A 19,194-nucleotide genomic window follows, 5' to 3' on the forward strand; every position below is an offset into this window, starting at 1 on the left:
CCCGGTTTCCCGGAGTTATCCCCATCTGTAGGGCAGGTTGCCCACGTGTTACTCACCCGTCCGCCGCTAAAGTTAGAGAGCAAGCTCTCTAACTTCCGCTCGACTTGCATGTATTAGGCATGCCGCCAGCGTTCGTCCTGAGCCAGGATCAAACTCTCCATAAGAACTATTTCTTAAAAGAAATAGTTTTCCATAAAGAAATCGAATAGCTCATTTCTTGCTGACTCGAATCCGAAGATTCTTGTGTGTGTCCCTTTTAGGTCGACCGAAATCAACTTACTTCGAAACATTTGCTCAAGTGCGTTCACACTCTCGCGATATCTCATTGATGTTTTGCTGTTCAGTTTTCAAGGTTCATGTCAGAAGAATCAACTTGCATCCTTCATCTTTAGTGGTTATCGTTTTTCGCGACAACCTTTATATCATAACATTTTTTCAAATTCATGTCAACAACTAATTTCACTTTCTTTTTTCGTTGTTTTCATTATGTCGCAAAAGCAACTTAGTAAATATACCATTCCATCTCATGAAATACAAGTCTCATTTAAAATAGTTTTCATTTCTATTTCAACGGCGCCGGTGTGCACTATCTCAATCCCTTTTTATCATTAGAAATTAAACATCTTCCTATTCCAATACCTTCCAATAGCAAGTTGACGATTCCTAGTCAAATCCAATGATCCATCTACACTCTTCTTTACCATTGGACGTAATCTTCATCGAGCGTAAGCTTCGCTATCAACCCAATTTATATTATCGTCTCATTGTTTTCGACATACAACAAAATCTTATCGAGCATACTTCAATCGAATCGGAGTCCACTGCTTTATATAATCGCCCCCATCCCGATTAATAAACTGATAGTACCGTAAATAGCGTAATTATGATAGGGACGCCGTAGCCTACTGTCATCCATACATAATCCGACGGGCTTACCGCTTCGTCATCGTCGGCCATGAAGTAGCGACGCAAGGCCATCATAAGCGCCCCCTCCCGAGTTCGTCGAAATTGTGAATTACGCTAGTGCCTGCTGCTTTTAGTCGTTCAATTGCGCTGATTTCTACTGTGATTGTCATAATATACCCGCTCCATTCAGTATAGTTTATTATATAATAAGTCTTACTCTTAACGTCATACATAATATGTAGAACGGAGTGAAACGATGCAAGCAAACGTAAAAATAACACTCGGACAAAAGCTCGAAGATGTGGGCATAACGCGCAACGCCGTAGCTGTCGAGCGCAAGATTCGCCCGGCAACGCTAAACGAGCTCTGCAACGGTGGTAGCAAGTCGATTAGCTTCGACACACTAGAACAGATTGTAAACGCCTTGAATACGCTCGATAAGGACGACAACGGTAAGCCGTACGGAATACACGACGTAATGATAATTGAATACGGAGAATAACCGAAAAGGGCTGGCGCTTGAGTGCGCGGCTCTTTTTATGTTGTGCGATATCCGCATGGCTAAAGGAAAAAAACCAACGCCAATTTGCGCAAGACCTTCCGATTCCTTCTATATATATCCGTTTAATATCGTAACCTCCGAATACCTTTTCCTTCGCTGGCACTTTATAATACGCGTCGTAGAAATGTACGAGCGCCGCCTCGCCGTTTGTCGTAAGCTTAACTGCGCCGCAAATCGATTCAGCAAAACGTTCCTTTTCGTGTTCAGCCGAAACGTACCACGCATCAGATACGATCACCTACTTCGTTCCCCAATCTCCTTTGCCGAGCGGACTCGGCTTGACATCGGATATAACGCTATATGACAACGCTACGAGTGCCTTCAAATTTACGAGAACGGTTTCAGCCGCCTTTGCTTCGTCAGCTTTCTTAGCATCCGCAGCTACTTTCGCCTTTGAGTCTGCCGCGATTTCTTCAACCGACTTAACCGCTACTACGGACGCTTTCTTCTCCGACTTCGCGGCTTCCTTCGGCTTCTCGACCGTCTTCGCCTGCGCCTAAGCTCCCCCCTTTTGTTTCCCCCAACTTCACAAAGAATGTAAATCCATTTTCTGTGCGGGTCTGCATCGTAAACTTTTCACCTTCAATATGGTGTTGTGTTTTTTGAACCTCAACCGGTCAGACATGTACCGTTGACACTTCCCGTTTATAATTCTTTTGATAATTCCATGAATGACTCAAGATGATCGTCCCTGTCCTTTTTGTTTTACAAGAATATCTTATTAGATAGATTCTTCTTTGAGTAAGACTCTTTTAAAAATTAAAATGGAGGTGATGATATTGTCAATAGTTTTTAATAAAACTTATATTTACACAGTGAGTAAGGGCGATACATTATTTTCAATAGCTCGGAGATTTGGAAGTTCTGTTGAAGCAATAGGACGAGCGAATCATTTATTTCAGCCGGTAACTGATCCTGGTCTTATTTATCCTGGAGATGTACTTGTCGTCCCAGTCCTTTCTAAAACCGGAAAAGTAACTTATATTGTTAAATCCGGAGATACAGTTAATAAGATTGCTTCTAGGTTTGATGCATTTAGTGATTTAGTTTCTGGTATTAATGATTTAGTAAACCCCAACATTATTTTCCCTAATCAACCATTGACAGTACCTGTATTTATATACGAAATACAATCAGGTGATACACTTTCATCGATTTCGAATAGATTTGGAATTTCCCTTTCAAGCATAACAATGGCTAACCAAAACCGACCAGGTTACCAAGGTGATCTGATTTGGCCAGAATATGAGCTAATTCTCCCTTTACCAACCTCTCAAAACATTGTCGTATGGACTCCACTTCCGGGAACAATAGTAGTTAATGGACAAAGAATAGAGGGTCAGGCAAGAGCGTTTGAAGCAAATGTTTTATATCAATTAAGAGACGCTAACGGAACTATTGTTTCTAACGAACGTTCTACAATGGCTAATAAAGGAGCTCCTGAGTACGGAAATTTTACAAGCACTTTACCATTCAACAGAACCCCTACATCAAATACTGGTGAACTTTGGGTTTACACAAGAAGCGCTAAAGATGGTAGTATCCAAGACTTAGTAAAGACAAAAGTCTATTTTTAAGAAAGTTTACCTTGTATTTATGCATAATTGTGATGGGCGATAGGTTGACTCATTCTAATGGGCGAAAGGGATTCGCATTGATTGTTGTATTGTTTATCCTTTTGATCATCATTGGTGCTGCATTGTTAAACTAAAATAAAAGGAAAGAAGCTGGATTGTAATTCAGCTTCTCTCCTTTGTATATAAACACTGTGCATTATGTTATTGATAAAGAAAGATTTGTAAATATGTACAATAAAACTATATTGATTGCTTCTTCAACTAACGCATTAGTAATAAATGAACAGTAAAATACATGAGCTTGGGAATACATCTCCCAGCTCATTTTTACTTTCCTATGAAATAACATGAATAACCTTGGCCGCTTAGAATGCGAAATTTCTCCGACTTAACTTATTTAGTATTTCAGTAACTGCTGTTTCCCTTGATTAAACCCAATCAGAAACGAAGCCGCTGTTATAGTTCCTGTGACAAACATAAATGCAATAGCTTCAAATATGGCAATCGTTGTCATATACATCTCTCCTCCTCTATTTACTTGAATATAAAAACACCGACAGCTATTCCCGTCGGTGCATGTTGTTTCTACATTTTAATAGCTACTGAACTTTCGATAACATTCAATAGCAAACGGACAATGCCTACAATGACTAGAAGGCGTTGAAAGGCATAAACTCTCCGCTTCTTCTGGCTCTAAAATCTTTTAGAATTGATTTCATATGCTTTCGCCGCTAAATTATTGGCTTGTTCCAGTTGTAGATTACTGTTGCTGGTTTGCTGTGCCTTGATTGCTCATGTTAGATAACTGAGGAATTATATTTTGTAATTGTCCGCCGCGACCGGTCATCAGGCTATAGGCAGCAGCTCCAATTCCAATGGCCGCTACAATTGGTAATACCTGAATGTTATTCTTCATTTTGACCCCACCTTTCTGTTGACTGTTTTTTGATCATTTATAGCTTGTGTATTACTATTTGAAATAGTCAAGTTATTTTTTCCCATTGATCATTAAATGGTACCTGCAAAGGCAGAAGTCATAAAAAAAGCCGACTGTATCCCAGAGGATTGAATCGACTTTTAATATATCTCACACAATTTAGCGTAAATATCCCATATGATTGTGGGTGATGCAAAAGTAATGTCGTTAAATTGTCGGGTTGTCCACCAATCGCACCCGATTGCTGAAGATCTTTTTAAATATGTAATTAAAATTAATCTTAAAAAATGAATAGCTATTTCTTTTACAACATAACTATAATTATCATTTTTTCAGGAGGAATTTATATTGAATTCTCAATATCCTTTCTTAAAGCCATTTTTAACTACACATAGTTTACAACCTGAAAATCAGGAAACACCTGTTAAGTTTGTTGAGACTGATGTACTAAATAATCATTTATTTTATAGACGAAACCACTTTTCTTATCCAACGCTTTCTTATTCTAGCTATTGGATTCCAATAAACGGTTCTGTTACAACCCAAAAAATACTTTCCATGCAAGATATCCTTCGATTACCATCGAAAACTGTTAAAGCAGTCCTTGAATGTGCAGGTAATAAACGTAGTTTATTTGAACCTAAAGTATTCGGTGAGCAATGGGGAAAAGGGGCAATTAGCCAAGGTTATTGGAAAGGAGTTCCGTTAAGACTCCTCCTTGAACTATCTGGAATTATAGAAGGGGCAAAAGAAGTGATAGTGGAAGGATATGATTATGGAAAAAGAACTGACTTAAATAATGTTTATACATATGTCAGGAGTTTACCAATAGAAATAGCTTTACATCCCGACACTATCATTGCTTACACATATAATAATATGCCTATCTCTTTTAAGCATGGTTTCCCCTTAAGGTTAATTGTTCCTCAGTGGTATGCCATGGCTTCTGTAAAATGGATTAAACAAATTAAGGTAATTGATAATAATTTTGAAGGCCCCTTTCAATCTATTGATTACGTCTATTATCCAAACAAGGACGATAACTATCATTCTTTTCCTGTAACAACAATGAACGTTAATTCCACCATACAGAAGCCGTTAGATATGGATGTTGTTCATACGGGTAAACATTTAATCAAAGGCATTGCGCGGACAGGAAAAGGCTATATAAAAAATGTGGAAGTTAGCACTGATAACGGAAAATCATGGTCAAGTGCACTAATAGAAAACCAAAATAATATTGGGTATGATTGGACTACTTGGTCATATGGGTGGACTGTATTGGAGAAAGGTGAATATAAGATTATGACAAAAGCGACAGATTCTTATGATAGGACTCAACCATCCCTCCCTTTCTGGAACAGAAAAGGTTACGGATATAATGCAATTGATAAAATTATTGTTAAGGTTGAATAGAAAACTGAGTAAAGATTTGAATGTTAATGAACTCTTGCTTACACGTCTGGTTCATTAGTGGGCGATGCTGATAATACACCCATATCTTAAACCTCCATATAATTTTATTGTTGTTCTTTTTTATGCAAAATAGTATTTATTATATATAGTTTTTTCTTCTTCAATAATATGGTCCGATTGTTGAATAGCATAATCGACGTTTAAGTTTTAAATGAAATTATTAGGATTTAAACAACTTTATTATCCCTTATACAGATTTTAAGTTACTTAACACCCCGGACCATGCCATTTCATGCTTGATCCCACTCTTGTCCCTTTTTCCAACCAGTGTGCCTTACCTGTCAGTCGTGTCATCAATTTCCTTGAAACTTTCCCCTCTACCTTTTACTCTCTAAATCACTTATTTTCTGTTAAAGTAGTAAAACAAGTAAAAATATTGCGACAACTATTGGAGTAAGATAAGTAAATAGAGTATAGAAACGGAGGTCAAGAGATTTGGGGGAATTTCTCAATTTTATATATTACGATTTTAAATACAAGCTATATGTTCCCAGTCAATATAATTCAGATAAAGAGTCTCCGTTGTTGGTGATGCTTCATGGATGTGAACAAAATCCGGATGATTTTGCTGCAGGCACAAACATGAACACACTTGCTGAAAAGGAAAAATTCCTTGTCCTCTATCCTGATATGAACCATCTGTTAAATCCTACAGATCTGGCCGGGTATAACCCCTTTGGCTGCTGGAACTGGTTTTTAGATGAAAATCAACACCGCGGTAAGGGACATCCCAAGCTAATTTACGAGATTTTAAATGAGGTCAAAAGTAAATACAAGATTGACTCAAATAAAGTATACGCTGTGGGCTTCTCAGCAGGCGGGGCACTAGCCTGTATTCTTGGTGTTACGTATCCAGATGTCTTTAACGGTATCGGAATTTGTTCGGGACTAGCCTATGATGCTGCCAATGTATATTTTCTAACCGACCCGATGGCTAAGGAAGCTAAGAATAGTATGGAGAAAGGCGTGTTTGACCCATATGCATGCGGAAACAGTGCATTTCAAGAGATGGGAGAGTATAAGAAAAAAATAGGGGTGATTGTTTTCCATGGAATCTGTGATACAACGGTCCACCCCATTAACGGCCAGCAGGTTATCACCCAATGGGCTCAAACCAATTTTCTCGTTGAAGAAGGTATAGGCCTTGCTGATGTTACCCCTGCCCTGGTCAAATCAGATATTATAAATGGATATAGCTATACCAAGCATGTATATATTGATGGGGACGGTGGGCCATTATCGGAACTTTGGATGATTGATAAAATGGGGCATGCCTGGTCTGGTGGAAGCCCGAATGGTTCTTACACCGATCCCTCGGGTCCAAATGCAACAGAAATTATATGGAGTTTTTTCAGTAATCATCAACAACAGCCGGATGAAAAACTGATTGAGACTTCGGCCAAAAATTCAATCTCGGCACCAGTTGTGCTACCATTCAATCCACAGGACGAATCACCAAAGAAGAACTTTTTTAGCATCCTACTTTCAAAACTTATAAAAAGAAAATATAAAACAAAAAATTAAAGAACCGTACCAATCAATCAAGGTTGACGAATTTTTTATTTGAGCCATATGGGAGTTCATTTGGATCAAACTTTTTTATTCAATGTCATATTCTATTCCCCGGCACGAGGCACAAATAGAAGGAGTTGTAGCATACTGGCGGTATCCTTCCTTCGTGATTGTTCGATACATTAGGTCCTGTCCTTCAAGACAGAGATAGCAGTCGAAATGCTCGTCATAAACATACTCATATTTTCTGAAGAATCCCTCCTTTGTCATTGGTCGTTTGTATGGAAGTGCTGGAAGAACTTGATTCTCTAAAAGGTAGTTCGCAATGATTGATGTCTTGTAGGCTGCACATCAGTGGCAACGACTACAGGACGTCCCACCCTAGTCGATGATTTTCTGGACTAGCTGCTCAAACACCTGACTGTCGTGAACATTTCATCTTCATTCGATATCGCAATCCAAAGTAAAGGGTGTTTCCTAAATGACTAATCTTTGGATAGATAAAATAATTCTGTTTTAACTCGGCGTCCTTCTTATCACCGGTATTCAGAGTATCGAATCACAAGCTAATTCTATATTCCTCCTATACTTTTACTTCGCTAACAAACTCAGCAGATTCATCCAATAAATAAAACAGCTTTTACGGTCTTCATTATCATCCCGTAAATCCACATCTACAGCCACCCTAACCTTGAGAGTTTTGGCAGTTACCTTTAGTGGTTGTAAATGTCTAATTGATTCCTTAATAATGATTAGATGCTCATTGAAATGTTTACCGCTCCACTTTAAATATATGAGCAAATCATTTACATCTCCACGCAATACATATACATAGATTGGCCAGCCTTGAAATTGGATCACCCCACTGAATGGTTCTAGTGTTGGCAAAATTTTAGATTCCGGAAAATGTTGAAACAATTGAAAAAACAGAAGTCGTTTTAAAACATCCTCCGCTTTGTATCCAACCCAATAATTACTTTCGTAACAGTCATTCAACCCAGCAACGACTGCCCCGCTTATTCCGAGTGTGTAAATTGGTATGACCTGCTTGTTTCGATGAATTTCATGACGAACGATTTTCTTCTCTGAAACCATACGTTTTAATCGTTTCTTATCCAAAGAAAATAACCGGGAGAGTTGTGTTCCCCCGATTAATCCCACTGCCGCTAGTGCCTCTAATGCTTTTCGTTCTTTCGGTGATTCTCCGTTTACATAGTTTGAGCGCTTTATATTCGATGGGATACGTGTCCAGTGTAGCGACCAATCGTGTGATAAAGAATACGGACTAAGTGTCATTGTTATTTCCTCCTCTGATAAAAATTAAAAAGAACCGCTATGTATGCAAAAAACATACATAGCAGTTCTATCTTCCCTTAACACCTTTACACAATTAATTCTCTATTGAAAAAGACAATAACAATTGTACATAGAGATATGACTGTAAAAAAACCAAGTGCAATAATCTGCCTATTTCTATTTTCATTCAAGTTACTTCTTTCTTTAAAAACAATAATTAGTGCTGCTATTACTGAGATAATGAAGAACAATAAATTACTAAGCAGTCCTGTAAATAACATAGTTAAAATAATGACACTATAGAATATAGCTAGAATCCAATAGATAAAATCAATCCCCCTAGCAGTAACTTAAGAAGCCAGCAACTTATCAAATATAGCTCCTATATTAAGATACGTCCAAGACTAATGAGAAGTTTCATTTATTGGTAATAAACTGCTTTGCATTAGGTCACACGGAGAAATTGAAACTGATTTAATCGATGGTCAAAATATTAAATTCCAATCAAACCATCTAACGATGATATTCTTAATTATAAGTTTCAAGTTACTCTTAATCGAAGAGCTTGCACTGTGGCATCATTGTATGAAGTGATGTTCCCACGTTCTTACCCGATCAGTGCAATGCACAGTTGAAAAATAATTATTACCTATCGCTAGACTTGGGGCTGTTCACCCACCTCCATTACAGAGGTTTCACACTCGTTAGTGAAAAAAAAGAGTATTCATTTAAATTAGTAAGCTCCTATAAAATAACTAGTAGCAAAAGTCCTATCAATTAATAATTGCTATCTGATTTCTACCACCTTCTTTTGCTTTATATAAAGCATTGTCTGCCTTTTCAATAAACTCCTCCGCGGTATCCCCATTGTAAAAAGATACTCCAATGCTGATTGTAAAATGAATACGTTCATTTTTATAAATGAACTCTGATTTCTCAACAGCCTCACGTATACGTTCTGATATTATTAGCCCTTCAGCAACTTCGGTGTTTGGTAGAATAACTGCAAATTCTTCTCCGCCAAAACGAACGAAGACATCAAAGTTTCTTACGTTATTGCTAATAATACTTGAAGTATGCCTAAGAGCTTCATCCCCACATTGATGACCATAATTATCATTAACTTCTTTGAAATGGTCTATGTCTAACATCATAAAAACTAAAGAACTGTTCGTCCTTTTATAAATAGGAATAGATTTTTCCATAAAAAGCTCTAAATATCTTCGATTATAAATACCAGTTAATGAATCTGTAATGGTAAGCTCTTCTACTTTTAGAAATAATTTATAAGACTTGTTTACGAAGTATCCAATAGCTAGAGTAATAGACCAATTAATGAGCGAACCTAAAATAAGTGCATTGATTTCGCTATTATCAGGGTTAATTTTCTGACCAAACTCTGTTATGTACTTCAAAAAGCTATAAAAGACTCCGGACCCTATAATTACTTTCCATTTAGGATACATATTCATAATCATAATAATCGGAATCAGAGAGAGTGACCATATAAATGGATAATGGCTTCTCGCATACTCACTTATAGTCGTATCAATAAGAACTAGGGCAACCGTAAATAAAAAAATAATAATTAATGAGTATTTAAAACGTTTTTCTTTCAATTACCTTCCTTACCCCTTTCGGTAACCCAGCCGTCATAGCTTAATGCTTTAGACCTGTGGTTTTGCGTCATTACCTTTCGATAACTTTGCCTTTTTCAATAGAGTTGCTAAGTATATAAGTATACAACAGTTAGATACTTCCAATGTTAACTAAATTACCTGATTTTCATCTGTGTCCAGTGTCTCTTAATGAACTAAAGCTGCTAGTTAGCTGAAGATGTTGTTATTACTTTATTGTAATTTAAATTCCTATATTTGTAACCCAGCATCTTTATAGTTATTTCATTCTTCACTCAATTATGACATCAGTTATGAAACGTGTTCTGATGGATAACAACAAAGTAACTTTATTTGGTCTCTAAAGCAATAAAGTTGAAGAAGCCTTATACAACTACACTCAATAGGGTAAGAAATTTATCTTTCACGGCGTATAATAGTTAAACTGTTCATTAAGCATTTTGGCTTTCTATCCTCATTAACTGTTCTATTAATTTCTGTTAATTCACAAATTCCTAGGCTAATTCATACATTAGTCAAAGAACGGAGTTGATTTTCATGGTGATATGGATTGACGTGTCTACTTCACAACATCAATTAAAACTTTTTGATAGAAACAGGCTTATAAAAGCTTACCCAATTGGAGTTGGAAAAATATTGTCACCGACACCTTCTGGGACATACACGATCATCAATAAACAACGTAATCCCGGAGGTCCATTTGGAGTGCTTTGGATGGGATTATCAAAGCCTCATTACGGTATACACGGCACAAGTAGCCCAGCTTCAATCGGTAAGAATGTCTCACGTGGATGTATTAGAATGTTTAATAATGATGTTCTAGAATTATCATCTAGAGTTCCAATAGGTACAAGGGTTGTCATTCATAAATGACTCTGTTATCCTCGTATCCTTTACTGCATAGTTTGTGTATACTGCCAAATACCCCCACGTTTATCAATCGCCAGGTTCGACAATACTGCTGCTACACCATTAAGGTGACTGTGTCTAAGGCCGCGGAATTGCAATCAGCGGTCTTATTGCTCACAAAACTTCATTACATACTCAACCTCCCGTTCGACATCCTCAACAATAGAAGAGATGTTTCAAGCACGACAAAACCCAGCTCGATTAATTCCGCTGGGCTTTGTTTTGCTACAAGGGCTTCGACTTCAGGGTAGATATACAGCTTATTTCTACAGATTTTAGCTTTGAAGAACATGATTTGATTTCTCCCTTCCGTAAAAAGACAATAAAAATAACACGTTCCATTCATTGGCAGAATGAATGGAACGTGTTTTGTGTCAAATAGATTATTTAAAATCTTACTTGTTCGAGTAATCGAAAGCCAATTAGTTGAACAAAGAATTCGGTTACTGAACTGGTTTGTATATGTAATACACCTCTGGTTGACATAACGCCACTTTTCATTTCCGAACTTTTATTGCGATAATGACTGAAATCACAAGCATAACTAGATAGAACAAGAAAGGTATGTGACCATAGAAATAAGTAATAGCTGCTCCAGATAGAATTCCTAAAAGTAAAAAAAGATAGAGAATTTTAATAAATATTTCACCTCCAAATTAATTTAGATGAATCATTCACCTCTATTAACAGTTATCACCAACCATAATACGCATTTATTTGTAATCAAAAAGCTTCCTGAAAAAAGATTCATTTTGCTGATACCGTGCATGAACATGTAAAATAAGTAGCCTACTCCTAAGGGACTCGTTAACATCCCCTGTACATTGGCCCCGCGGTTTAATTCATATTCTACTTTTACCTCACGACTGTCTTTCATCACCCATTGATACTTTTCTAAATCAATCATAATATCGTTACTGGATAGTAGGAACGGAAGATGCCGGATATTTACATGTAATTGGTCTACCTCCCCAGTGTAATCAGACACCTGAGAAGATTGTCCATATCAAATTTTACTAATGGTTATTTATGAGTGTTTAGAGTCGCTAATTAATGACTTTTCCGCTCATAAACCCTTTAGGTAAGGCATCCAAAAATTAAATAAAAACACACCCCCAGCATGGTTATTTAAGATAACCACTTTGGAGGTGTGTCTTTTGCCCAATATATGTCGCCAATTGAGTAATGAGCTGTAAATTCATCTTCGGCGATATGATAATGAAAGTTATAGAAGTAGCCGTCTTGAGGCCTTTTCTCAGTTCGTACATGAAAACGAATAAGATCTTTCCTATCATCCAAATCATATACATTAAATATTTTCTCCGAATAATCTCCGGCAGGCTTTTCACTGATAGCTAAACGCCGTTTATGAAGATTATCGGATTTTTCAAGTGTCATCTGAATGGCTTCTTCAATTTTCGGGAAAATGATATTATCAAAATCATCGGCAATTACTGGCCCAACTTTTGTACCGAATTTCATATAGGATAATCTTTTTGCAGAAGTGATAAATAGTTCTTCTAAGGAATCGGAGCTCCCCATCAGATTTTCTTCATCTAAAGAATCGGCTAATCCAATCGAATAATCTGTACTCTGTAAGGGTCTATCCGAAATTTTTGAAAGACCTTTGTCTTGCAAGTTAGTCCAAATTTCATGATTTGGTGGAATTGCACCAAATGTCAAAAGTGCTACGGCAACAATGAGCGTTTTCTGGAACCACTTTTTCATAGTATCTCACCCGCAATTTAGTATATTTTAATATTCTATTTTGACGAAAAGCTATTGAAAAGGTTTCTTCTTTCTCACTTTCATTGTACAATAATAACGTAGATAAATGTTCGTTTTCTTGAAGGAGGTACTCATTAATGGATGTACAATTGTTTATCGGCCTAGGGATGCTCGCATTGATCCTATACCTAAGCTCATTGAATTTCACACATTAATAGCTATAAACGCCGTCGTCCGCTTCTTTTGGATGACGGCGTTTTTAATTTCTTCACTTTTGGAGAAAAGCAAAATGGAATTTCGTATTCGGTCTTACTACTTGTTCCATATGAAATCTTTCGAATACGGGTGAATCAAAACGATCTTTTACAACAACACGCCGTTTACATACACGTTGTGCCTGTTCTATCCATTCATCTGTAAGCGATCTATGTACACCAGCTTGACGCAGTGGTGTGAAATTGGATGATTCTACAATAGGTGTATGAAACATCGGATCTATATAGACAATATCCCAGGAAGAATCGGATAGCTTGCTTAAATAATCAATCGCCTCCGACTGAATAACTTCTATTCTTAGCATGGCCAAAGTAAGTTGTTCAGAATGGGAAGGAAATGAACGAAGTCCCCGGCCGGTTATAAACGCAATAGAAGGATCAGCTTCAATCCCTAACACTTTGCCGTTTTCTCCCGTTATGAAAGATGCGGTAATGCTGTCTGATCCAAGACCAAGCGTACAATCAAGAAATGAATCTCCTTTGCGCAATTGAGCTGTCTCAATTAATGGATCCTTTTCCCCGTTCGCAAGCCGTTTCAATCTGAACGCGGCCGAATTGGGATGAAAGAAAAATGGGTCCTCCATTCCAATCCGATATAACTCATAGCGATTCTTGCCTGCTACAAGCACATCCGCGCCACTAGTTTTCTGCATCCCGTGAATAGACTGTTTATTTCGTTCGACAATCGGATAACCGAGAGCTCTAGAAGCTTCTAATGCAAGTTGTATCGATTTATCATTTGGTCTGCCGGCAGTCGTAATGACTGTACTCATTATTTACAAACTTGGTCGAGTACTTCTGATAGATGGTCTTTAATTTGTTCCATTTCGAAATTTTCGATTTGTTCTCTTGGTATAAAATAAGCTAATGCTCCATCTTTCCAAAGGGCAATCGAAGGTGAACTCGGCGGTACTTCTGGGAAATAATCTCGCATCATTTCAGTCGCCTCTTTATCCTGTCCAGCAAATACAGTCAACAAGTGATCTGGTTTATGTTCGGCTCCTTTTAACGCTTCTCTGACAGCTGGGCGTGCCAAACCCGCGGCACATCCACAGACCGAGTTGATCACTACCAGTGCAGTCCCCTCAAGTGTTTTCATAGTACTTTCGACATCCTCAGACGTCGTTAATTCCGTAAATCCAGTCCCTACAAGCTCTTCACGCATCGGTTTAACGATACCTTTCATGTACTCATCGTAAGCATTCATGTTTTCGCCCCTTTTCATATGTGTTCAAAATCGCTTTGTAAATCAAGTTCCACGAGTTCTATTCTACCTTGTCTTTCATAATTTTTCACGGTTCTTCACTTTATATGTTAGATTCTATGATTTCTTTTAGTTATTACGAACGCATGAACCTCCCACGACTGAAGTCTCGGGTTTCAGGGTTAGTGCTATCGCACATTGACCAATTGAGGCTGGGAACACACAGCCGCTATACCGTTAGCGAATGCTTTCGGCACTACTTTTCTTAGGATGTTTGCTGCACCATTCACATCTGCATTTATTAATGATTTACTTTTTGTACGGTAAATACCGCGTTTTATACGTTTTCCACTGAAAATGTGATTTGTATTATTCCCCGATTTGTAGGTCGGAATAATGTCTTCATCTACAAAACTTGCCTGAGATGTGTAGCTTTCTTCAGTTACAATTACTGATATACCCTCGGCATTCGCTTTGTAAGTGATTAAATCTATTAGCAATGAGTGTGGCACTTGGACAAAGTTTTGATTGTTTCTTTTCCCTAATTCTATTTTTTGTTTCCAACCCGCATTCTTGCCAATAACAATTGCATCAATGTTTCTTTCCACGGCTATTTTCACGATATTGAAACTAACTTTATGGAAAAAGTCTTTGATTTGTCTGTGTCTTACGGAATCTAATTTCACTAATTTTTTAGACTGGAAGTTTCCTTCTTTTGGTTTTTTCCCGTTACGAAGAGCCGCGTAGAAGTAAGCGCGCATTTTGTTGTACCATTGATTGATAGATTTAACTTTACCGCCTTTAAAAAGGACTGGAACGTGCTCTGTATTAAAAACTAGCGCTGCAATGTTATCAAGACCTAAATCGATACTCATGCATCGTTCCATTTTGGCGGATAATTGTTTTTTCGTCTCGATTAAAAAGACTAATTCAACAGTAAAACAATTGTGCCTGGGTATGATTCTCACTTGTTGAAACTTACCATTGAAATTTGCTAACTTACCGATATTTATTTTTCTTTTGGTTTTTGGAAAGCTCAGGAATTTACCGTCTTTAATTTTGCAAATTTGATTAGAAAGAGTTGATTCTTTCCTGCCTCCTTTAGGTAGGTAACCAGGAATAGAAGGTCTTCCTGTATATTTTCCTGGATTCTTTTTGAAGTCTTTCAAACTTGCGAAAAAACTAGTCCAATTTTGCACGACATTTCTAAGAACTTGTTGATTTATCTGACCTGGCAACGAATAATAGTCTTTTTGTTTAATTGTTTTAAAAAGACAATCAAGAAAATTGTAACCTAAGAAGGGCTTTTCTTTTGAAGGTAACTCAAATAGAATTTCCTTTATTTCTTTTTGTTCGTCTCTTGGTTTCATTTGTTCTTTTTCTAATTTTTTGCTATATGCTCTTTGTTGATTGACATTCATTTTATCAATATTGTCACGAAGTGTGTTCATTACTTCTATTTGTAAAGGTTGTAACACACCTTCATTGTTTAAAGAAGTGTATACCTGCCTGATAAAGAAATTTGTCGTGTTATATAGGTTATTACTATTTAGACAAAGTTCATCGAAATAAGAATATATTCTATGTCCTTTTTTAATGTTGATTTGATAAGTTCGGTAATCTTTTTTCAGTTCCATATTTTCTCACCACCCTTCGTAAGAATATTCTACCAAATAGAATGTCAGTTCGTAAAGTGATATCACTTTATAACGAAAAAAAGAAAGCCAATTCATCCCACGACTGAAGTCACGGGTGTTCTCGGCTTAATCATAAAATAGCCACCTTCTCAATCGAGCTTGTGCTGTTACTTCCTTCCTGGCCATCGATACATACTGACATCCATTCGAAAAGAGCAGTCGCCTTTTAACAATTTTGCACCAAGTATTTTTTGCTACTATCTACTTTAAATATACTAATCAGGATCCATGCAGTACCTCATAATCATAAAGTTCCGCCTTCGCCCATATACTAGGTCGAATCTGAAGAGAGGTGGGATAAGTATGAATGGACAACAATCGGAAGTTAAAATGGTAAGTGTATTTGACCCTTACTTTTATCAATCCTTACTAAATTTCAGGTCAAAAAATATCGTTATTCAAACAACGAAAAATCCGATACAAGGTTTATTAATAACAGTCATGCCTGATCATGTTGTAATTAACGTGAGCGACACGCCATTTTACGTTAGACTGCAAGAAATTGTCTGGGTTACACTTACATGAATTTCAAAGATTCATAATGAGGGGAGTGAATCAATTGATCAAACGTGTAAATCAATTACCGATTGATCTACCTATCCCAGAATACGGGGATGCTAACGCAGCTTCTGCGGTTCAGGAACTGTTGGGCGGAAAGTTTGGAGAAATGTCAACGCTTAATAACTATATGTACCAATCATTTAATTTCAGGCAGAAAGGAAAGCTCAGGCCTTTCTATGATTTAGTTGCGAGTATTACAGCAGAGGAATTCGGTCATGTTGAACTCGTTTCTAACACGATAAATATAGTGAACAAAGGTACATCATTTACAGCAGACCCAAACTTAACACCTTTACAAAACGCTAAAGATAAGCGGAATACGTATGCCTTCATAGCAAATGCACAAACTTCAATGCCTGGAGACTCAATGGGCAATCCATGGCGCGGAGATTATGTGTTTTCCAGTGGGAATTTAGTACTTGACCTATTGCATAACTTCTTTCTTGAATGCGGGGCAAGAACGCATAAAATGCGTGTATATGAAATGACAGACCATCCAACAGCAAGAGAAATGATTGGTTATTTGCTCGTTCGAGGAGGTACACATATACTCGCCTATGCAAAAGCGTTAGAAATGGCCACTGGCACTGACTTGACAAAGATGCTACCAATACCTAATTTAGATAATCGCGTCTTTGATACTGCAAGAAAATATGAAAATCTAGGATACGGTAATGTATTATTTACTTGGAATGATACTGGAGAATACAAGGACATACGTCAGATTTGGAAAGGGACCAATCCAAGTAGTGGTGAAAAGCTATTTGTAAAAGAAGGCATGCCAAAAGGCTATGAAATTCCTGATTTTGAGGGTATCCCTGAAGAGTTTGCACCCGGTATCGGCAGAGATGAGTATGAGCAAATTGCTCGGCGGTTGTTGTCGGGTATGTAGTCAAGAATGGGTCATTTCAAAATTGAAACTTGCCCACAAAATAAACGCGAAAATATCGACGTTTAACACTTAGCCCAGATACATCTTAATTCTAACACCACCATTAAATGCTGCTCCCTTTCCATAAAACTGTGTTTACAATCTCTGAAAAACAGCCACCTACTCTCAATTGAGTGGGCGGCTGTTTTTCTGTTAGTTTTGTTAGACTTTGACTCTTGAGAGTCTAAAATACGCGAGGCCTGCAATTAAACTTGATGCGAAGATAATGATTCCCATTGGAATTGCTGTCTCTTCTCCTGCTATTCCAACAAGTGGCGCCGTGATTGCACCTAAAATGAATGGTAGTAATCCAAGTAAAGCAGATGCACTACCTGCAATATGCCCTTGCTTTTCCATCGCGAGTGAGAAGGATGATGTCGAAATGATCCCAATCGAAGCGACGAAAAAAAAGATAGGAATAACGATTGTAATAAGTGGTCCATTTAATAACACGGCAATCAGCAGCAATGTGCCTGAAGTAATAGAAAGGAACAAACCCGATTCTAAAAATCGTTTTTCAGATACAACACCCGTTAAGCGTCCTACTACCTGCGCGCCGATGATAAGTCCAAATCCATTCATACCGAATAATATGCTGAATGTCTGCGGAGAAACTCCGTATATATTTTGATAAACAAACGGTGTCCCAGCGACATAAGCAAAAATGCCAGCCATAATGAAACCTTGTGCAAGTGCATACCCCATAAACTGTCTATCTTTTAACAGTGACAGAAAGTTTTTTATCGTATGAGAGAGATTACTTGGCATGCGCATTTGTTCAGGCAAAGTTTCATCCATTCTCCATAAAACAATGACAAACAACAAAAAGCCGATTGCACTCAAGACTGCAAATATACCAGTCCACTCAGTAAACGCTAGGATGCCTCCCCCAAGAACAGGTGCGAGGATTGGTGCCAAGTTATTAATAAGCATGAGCAAAGCAAAAAACTTTGTCAATTCCCGTCCGCTGTATAAATCTCGGACGACAGCCCTAGAGATAACGATACCCGCAGCGGCAGCAAAACCCTGCAAGAAACGCGCTGCAATGAAAAAGCCGATATTTGGAGAAATTACACATAAAATTGATGCGACAAAATAAGCAATAAGTGCCATCAGCAACGGCTTTTTCCGTCCATGTACATCACTCATTGGGCCGATTATAAGTTGACCTAACCCTATACCTAGGAGGCAAGCAGTTAAACTCACCTGTACATAGGTAGCCGTAGTACCAAAAGCACTTACAATTGTCGGAAATGAAGGTAGATACATATCAATTGTTAACGGTCCCAATGCTGCTAATGTTCCCAGAAGTAATGCAAATCGTATTCGTTTATTTCCTTTAAGTGGTCCCACGTTCAATAACGACCTTTCTCTGATAAAAAATTGCATAGGTATGTGATGATATCCTATGGAAGAATCACAAGTGTTCTACTATATCACCAAAACACCAAACATAAAAGTAGGATGATTTTGTTTCAAATCATCCTACTTTTATGATTGAGATTAGCATTATTCTAAGAATTCTTTATAAGCGATAACTTTTAATGCCAAAATTTCTTCCTCTGTGAGCTTTCCTTCTAAATCCACTAATAGTTCCTGTATTTCCTCGTTCGACATTCCACTTTGAGCTTTAGAGTGAATAGATTGGAGTTCACTGAATCCGACTTTTTTGATTAAAACTCTTGTTGCTTGCTCTTTTGTTGTGAAAGGAAGATTATTATTATCAACATTTGCACCTTCTTCAATGATACGCATTAATTCAGGGTCCTCAGCCACCATTTGTTTGATTTCGTTTAATTGTCCACTGTTTTCTAATTCAGTAGTTACAACGTTCATTATTTTGTCCGATGCGATATTGGTTCCAAAATGATAGATTCCATATCCTACTCCGCCGATAATTAATAGTAGGAGGATAAGGATTTTCAACAGTTTCATTCATCTTCCTCCCATTTTTCATAGCATAGGAAACTAGAAAACCACGTACTG

21 protein-coding genes, 1 rRNA gene, 1 pseudogene and 1 riboswitch are annotated in these 19,194 nt (G+C 37.5%); of the genes and pseudogenes, 8 read left to right on the top strand and 15 right to left on the bottom strand.

The window, feature by feature from the left end; all coding sequences use genetic code 11:
• Together AC1TO6_RS05520 and AC1TO6_RS05525 are read right to left on the bottom strand one after the other, a co-directional pair.
• A 16S ribosomal RNA gene (locus AC1TO6_RS05520) occupies window positions 1-164 on the bottom strand; the annotation flags it as partial.
• Between the two features lie 685 nt (window positions 165-849).
• On the bottom strand, window positions 850-981 hold the full coding sequence (locus tag AC1TO6_RS05525) for a hypothetical protein (protein WP_482100620.1): 132 nt from the start codon (window positions 979-981) through the stop codon (window positions 850-852).
• A gap of 181 nt (window positions 982-1,162) precedes the next feature.
• On the opposite strand from AC1TO6_RS05525, the gene AC1TO6_RS05530 reads away from it, so the two are divergent.
• Window positions 1,163-1,408 carry a helix-turn-helix domain-containing protein gene (locus tag AC1TO6_RS05530; RefSeq protein WP_482100621.1) on the top strand — a complete coding sequence of 82 codons (246 nt, stop codon included), beginning with the start codon at window positions 1,163-1,165 and terminating at the stop codon, window positions 1,406-1,408.
• Here AC1TO6_RS05530 and AC1TO6_RS05535 read toward each other — a convergent pair.
• Together AC1TO6_RS05535 and AC1TO6_RS05540 are read right to left on the bottom strand one after the other, a co-directional pair.
• The gene (locus AC1TO6_RS05535; protein ID WP_482101018.1) at window positions 1,296-1,706 is read right to left on the bottom strand and encodes a hypothetical protein; all 411 of its coding nucleotides are present in this window, start codon (window positions 1,704-1,706) and stop codon (window positions 1,296-1,298) included. The two genes, AC1TO6_RS05530 and AC1TO6_RS05535, sit on opposite strands and share 113 nt — an antisense overlap.
• 184 nt (window positions 1,707-1,890) lie before the next feature.
• Entirely contained in the window at window positions 1,891-2,034 is a 144-nt protein-coding gene (locus AC1TO6_RS05540; protein WP_482100622.1) for a hypothetical protein, read from the bottom strand.
• A gap of 207 nt (window positions 2,035-2,241) precedes the next feature.
• On the opposite strand from AC1TO6_RS05540, the gene AC1TO6_RS05545 reads away from it, so the two are divergent.
• Complete coding sequence (locus AC1TO6_RS05545; protein ID WP_482100999.1) at window positions 2,242-3,045, top strand: LysM peptidoglycan-binding domain-containing protein; 804 nt, start codon at window positions 2,242-2,244, stop codon at window positions 3,043-3,045.
• A 32-nt stretch (window positions 3,046-3,077) separates the two neighbouring features.
• On the top strand, window positions 3,078-3,179 hold the full coding sequence (locus AC1TO6_RS05550; protein WP_482101000.1) for a YjcZ family sporulation protein: 102 nt from the start codon (window positions 3,078-3,080) through the stop codon (window positions 3,177-3,179).
• A gap of 626 nt (window positions 3,180-3,805) precedes the next feature.
• Here AC1TO6_RS05550 and AC1TO6_RS05555 read toward each other — a convergent pair.
• A complete protein-coding gene (locus AC1TO6_RS05555; RefSeq protein WP_482100623.1) occupies window positions 3,806-3,961 on the bottom strand; it encodes a hypothetical protein in 156 nt (51 codons plus the stop codon).
• A gap of 369 nt (window positions 3,962-4,330) precedes the next feature.
• On the opposite strand from AC1TO6_RS05555, the gene AC1TO6_RS05560 reads away from it, so the two are divergent.
• Both AC1TO6_RS05560 and AC1TO6_RS05565 read left to right on the top strand, forming a co-directional pair.
• Window positions 4,331-5,398, top strand: a complete 1,068-nt coding sequence (locus tag AC1TO6_RS05560) for a sulfite oxidase (RefSeq protein ID WP_482100624.1) — start codon at window positions 4,331-4,333, stop codon at window positions 5,396-5,398.
• A 495-nt stretch (window positions 5,399-5,893) separates the two neighbouring features.
• Window positions 5,894-6,982 carry an extracellular catalytic domain type 1 short-chain-length polyhydroxyalkanoate depolymerase gene (locus AC1TO6_RS05565; protein ID WP_482100625.1) on the top strand — a complete coding sequence of 363 codons (1,089 nt, stop codon included), beginning with the start codon at window positions 5,894-5,896 and terminating at the stop codon, window positions 6,980-6,982.
• Between the two features lie 102 nt (window positions 6,983-7,084).
• On the opposite strand, the pseudogene AC1TO6_RS05570 reads toward AC1TO6_RS05565, so the two are convergent.
• The 3 genes and pseudogenes from AC1TO6_RS05570 to AC1TO6_RS05580 all read right to left on the bottom strand — a co-directional run.
• Window positions 7,085-7,405, bottom strand: a pseudogene (locus tag AC1TO6_RS05570) (IS5/IS1182 family transposase); the annotation flags it as partial.
• A 156-nt stretch (window positions 7,406-7,561) separates the two neighbouring features.
• Window positions 7,562-8,266 carry a hypothetical protein gene (locus tag AC1TO6_RS05575; protein ID WP_482100626.1) on the bottom strand — a complete coding sequence of 235 codons (705 nt, stop codon included), beginning with the start codon at window positions 8,264-8,266 and terminating at the stop codon, window positions 7,562-7,564.
• Window positions 8,267-9,039: 773 nt separating this feature from the next.
• Complete coding sequence (locus AC1TO6_RS05580) at window positions 9,040-9,885, bottom strand: GGDEF domain-containing protein (protein WP_482100627.1); 846 nt, start codon at window positions 9,883-9,885, stop codon at window positions 9,040-9,042.
• A 17-nt stretch (window positions 9,886-9,902) separates the two neighbouring features.
• Window positions 9,903-9,986, bottom strand: a riboswitch (cyclic di-GMP riboswitch).
• A 454-nt stretch (window positions 9,987-10,440) separates the two neighbouring features.
• Here AC1TO6_RS05580 and AC1TO6_RS05585 point away from each other — a divergent pair.
• Window positions 10,441-10,776: a L,D-transpeptidase gene (locus AC1TO6_RS05585; protein ID WP_482100628.1), complete on the top strand. Its 336-nt coding sequence runs from the start codon at window positions 10,441-10,443 to the stop codon at window positions 10,774-10,776.
• 163 nt (window positions 10,777-10,939) lie between these two features.
• Here AC1TO6_RS05585 and AC1TO6_RS05590 read toward each other — a convergent pair whose 3' ends face one another.
• From AC1TO6_RS05590 to AC1TO6_RS05610, 5 genes are all read right to left on the bottom strand, one after another.
• Window positions 10,940-11,104: a hypothetical protein gene (locus tag AC1TO6_RS05590; protein WP_482100629.1), complete on the bottom strand. Its 165-nt coding sequence runs from the start codon at window positions 11,102-11,104 to the stop codon at window positions 10,940-10,942.
• An 836-nt stretch (window positions 11,105-11,940) separates the two neighbouring features.
• On the bottom strand, window positions 11,941-12,540 hold the full coding sequence (locus AC1TO6_RS05595; protein ID WP_482100630.1) for a YpjP family protein: 600 nt from the start codon (window positions 12,538-12,540) through the stop codon (window positions 11,941-11,943).
• Window positions 12,541-12,808: 268 nt separating this feature from the next.
• Complete coding sequence (locus tag AC1TO6_RS05600) at window positions 12,809-13,588, bottom strand: class I SAM-dependent methyltransferase (protein ID WP_482100631.1); 780 nt, start codon at window positions 13,586-13,588, stop codon at window positions 12,809-12,811.
• Window positions 13,588-14,022 (bottom strand): BrxA/BrxB family bacilliredoxin, encoded by a 435-nt coding sequence (locus AC1TO6_RS05605; RefSeq protein ID WP_482100632.1) that lies wholly within the window; start codon window positions 14,020-14,022, stop codon window positions 13,588-13,590. The genes AC1TO6_RS05600 and AC1TO6_RS05605 overlap by 1 nt, the downstream gene beginning before the upstream one ends.
• Window positions 14,023-14,207: 185 nt before the next feature.
• The gene (locus tag AC1TO6_RS05610; RefSeq protein ID WP_482100633.1) at window positions 14,208-15,656 is read right to left on the bottom strand and encodes an RNA-guided endonuclease InsQ/TnpB family protein; all 1,449 of its coding nucleotides are present in this window, start codon (window positions 15,654-15,656) and stop codon (window positions 14,208-14,210) included.
• 363 nt (window positions 15,657-16,019) lie between these two features.
• Here AC1TO6_RS05610 and AC1TO6_RS05615 point away from each other — a divergent pair, with 363 nt between their 5' ends.
• The gene (locus AC1TO6_RS05615; RefSeq protein WP_482100634.1) at window positions 16,020-16,241 is read left to right on the top strand and encodes a YuzF family protein; all 222 of its coding nucleotides are present in this window, start codon (window positions 16,020-16,022) and stop codon (window positions 16,239-16,241) included.
• Window positions 16,242-16,275: 34 nt separating this feature from the next.
• Window positions 16,276-17,169, top strand: a complete 894-nt coding sequence (locus tag AC1TO6_RS05620) for a manganese catalase family protein (protein WP_482100635.1) — start codon at window positions 16,276-16,278, stop codon at window positions 17,167-17,169.
• 201 nt (window positions 17,170-17,370) lie between these two features.
• Here AC1TO6_RS05620 and AC1TO6_RS05625 read toward each other — a convergent pair whose 3' ends face one another.
• A complete protein-coding gene (locus AC1TO6_RS05625) occupies window positions 17,371-18,561 on the bottom strand; it encodes a Bcr/CflA family multidrug efflux MFS transporter (RefSeq protein ID WP_482100636.1) in 1,191 nt (396 codons plus the stop codon).
• Between the two features lie 156 nt (window positions 18,562-18,717).
• Entirely contained in the window at window positions 18,718-19,143 is a 426-nt protein-coding gene (locus tag AC1TO6_RS05630) for a hypothetical protein (RefSeq protein ID WP_482100637.1), read from the bottom strand.
• Window positions 19,144-19,194: the final 51 nt, after the last annotated feature.

The sequence above is a fragment of the Sporosarcina sp. Y352 genome (assembly GCF_056786535.1).

Bases quoted from the DNA above. Each gene is read 5' to 3' on its own strand.
- AC1TO6_RS05615 (WP_482100634.1), top strand. From the start codon at position 16,020: ATGAATGGACAACAATCGGAAGTTAAAATGGTAAGTGTATTTGACCCT.
- AC1TO6_RS05610 (WP_482100633.1), bottom strand. From the start codon at position 15,656: ATGGAACTGAAAAAAGATTACCGAACTTATCAAATCAACATTAAAAAA.
- AC1TO6_RS05530 (WP_482100621.1), top strand. From the start codon at position 1,163: ATGCAAGCAAACGTAAAAATAACACTCGGACAAAAGCTCGAAGATGTG.
- AC1TO6_RS05590 (WP_482100629.1), bottom strand. From the start codon at position 11,104: ATGTTCTTCAAAGCTAAAATCTGTAGAAATAAGCTGTATATCTACCCT.
- AC1TO6_RS05575 (WP_482100626.1), bottom strand. From the start codon at position 8,266: ATGACACTTAGTCCGTATTCTTTATCACACGATTGGTCGCTACACTGG.
- AC1TO6_RS05555 (WP_482100623.1), bottom strand. From the start codon at position 3,961: ATGAAGAATAACATTCAGGTATTACCAATTGTAGCGGCCATTGGAATT.
- AC1TO6_RS05605 (WP_482100632.1), bottom strand. From the start codon at position 14,022: ATGAATGCTTACGATGAGTACATGAAAGGTATCGTTAAACCGATGCGT.
- AC1TO6_RS05585 (WP_482100628.1), top strand. From the start codon at position 10,441: ATGGTGATATGGATTGACGTGTCTACTTCACAACATCAATTAAAACTT.
- AC1TO6_RS05630 (WP_482100637.1), bottom strand. From the start codon at position 19,143: ATGAAACTGTTGAAAATCCTTATCCTCCTACTATTAATTATCGGCGGA.
- AC1TO6_RS05595 (WP_482100630.1), bottom strand. From the start codon at position 12,540: ATGAAAAAGTGGTTCCAGAAAACGCTCATTGTTGCCGTAGCACTTTTG.
- AC1TO6_RS05550 (WP_482101000.1), top strand. From the start codon at position 3,078: ATGGGCGATAGGTTGACTCATTCTAATGGGCGAAAGGGATTCGCATTG.
- AC1TO6_RS05525 (WP_482100620.1), bottom strand. From the start codon at position 981: ATGATGGCCTTGCGTCGCTACTTCATGGCCGACGATGACGAAGCGGTA.
- AC1TO6_RS05600 (WP_482100631.1), bottom strand. From the start codon at position 13,588: ATGAGTACAGTCATTACGACTGCCGGCAGACCAAATGATAAATCGATA.
- AC1TO6_RS05540 (WP_482100622.1), bottom strand. From the start codon at position 2,034: ATGCAGACCCGCACAGAAAATGGATTTACATTCTTTGTGAAGTTGGGG.
- AC1TO6_RS05545 (WP_482100999.1), top strand. From the start codon at position 2,242: ATGATATTGTCAATAGTTTTTAATAAAACTTATATTTACACAGTGAGT.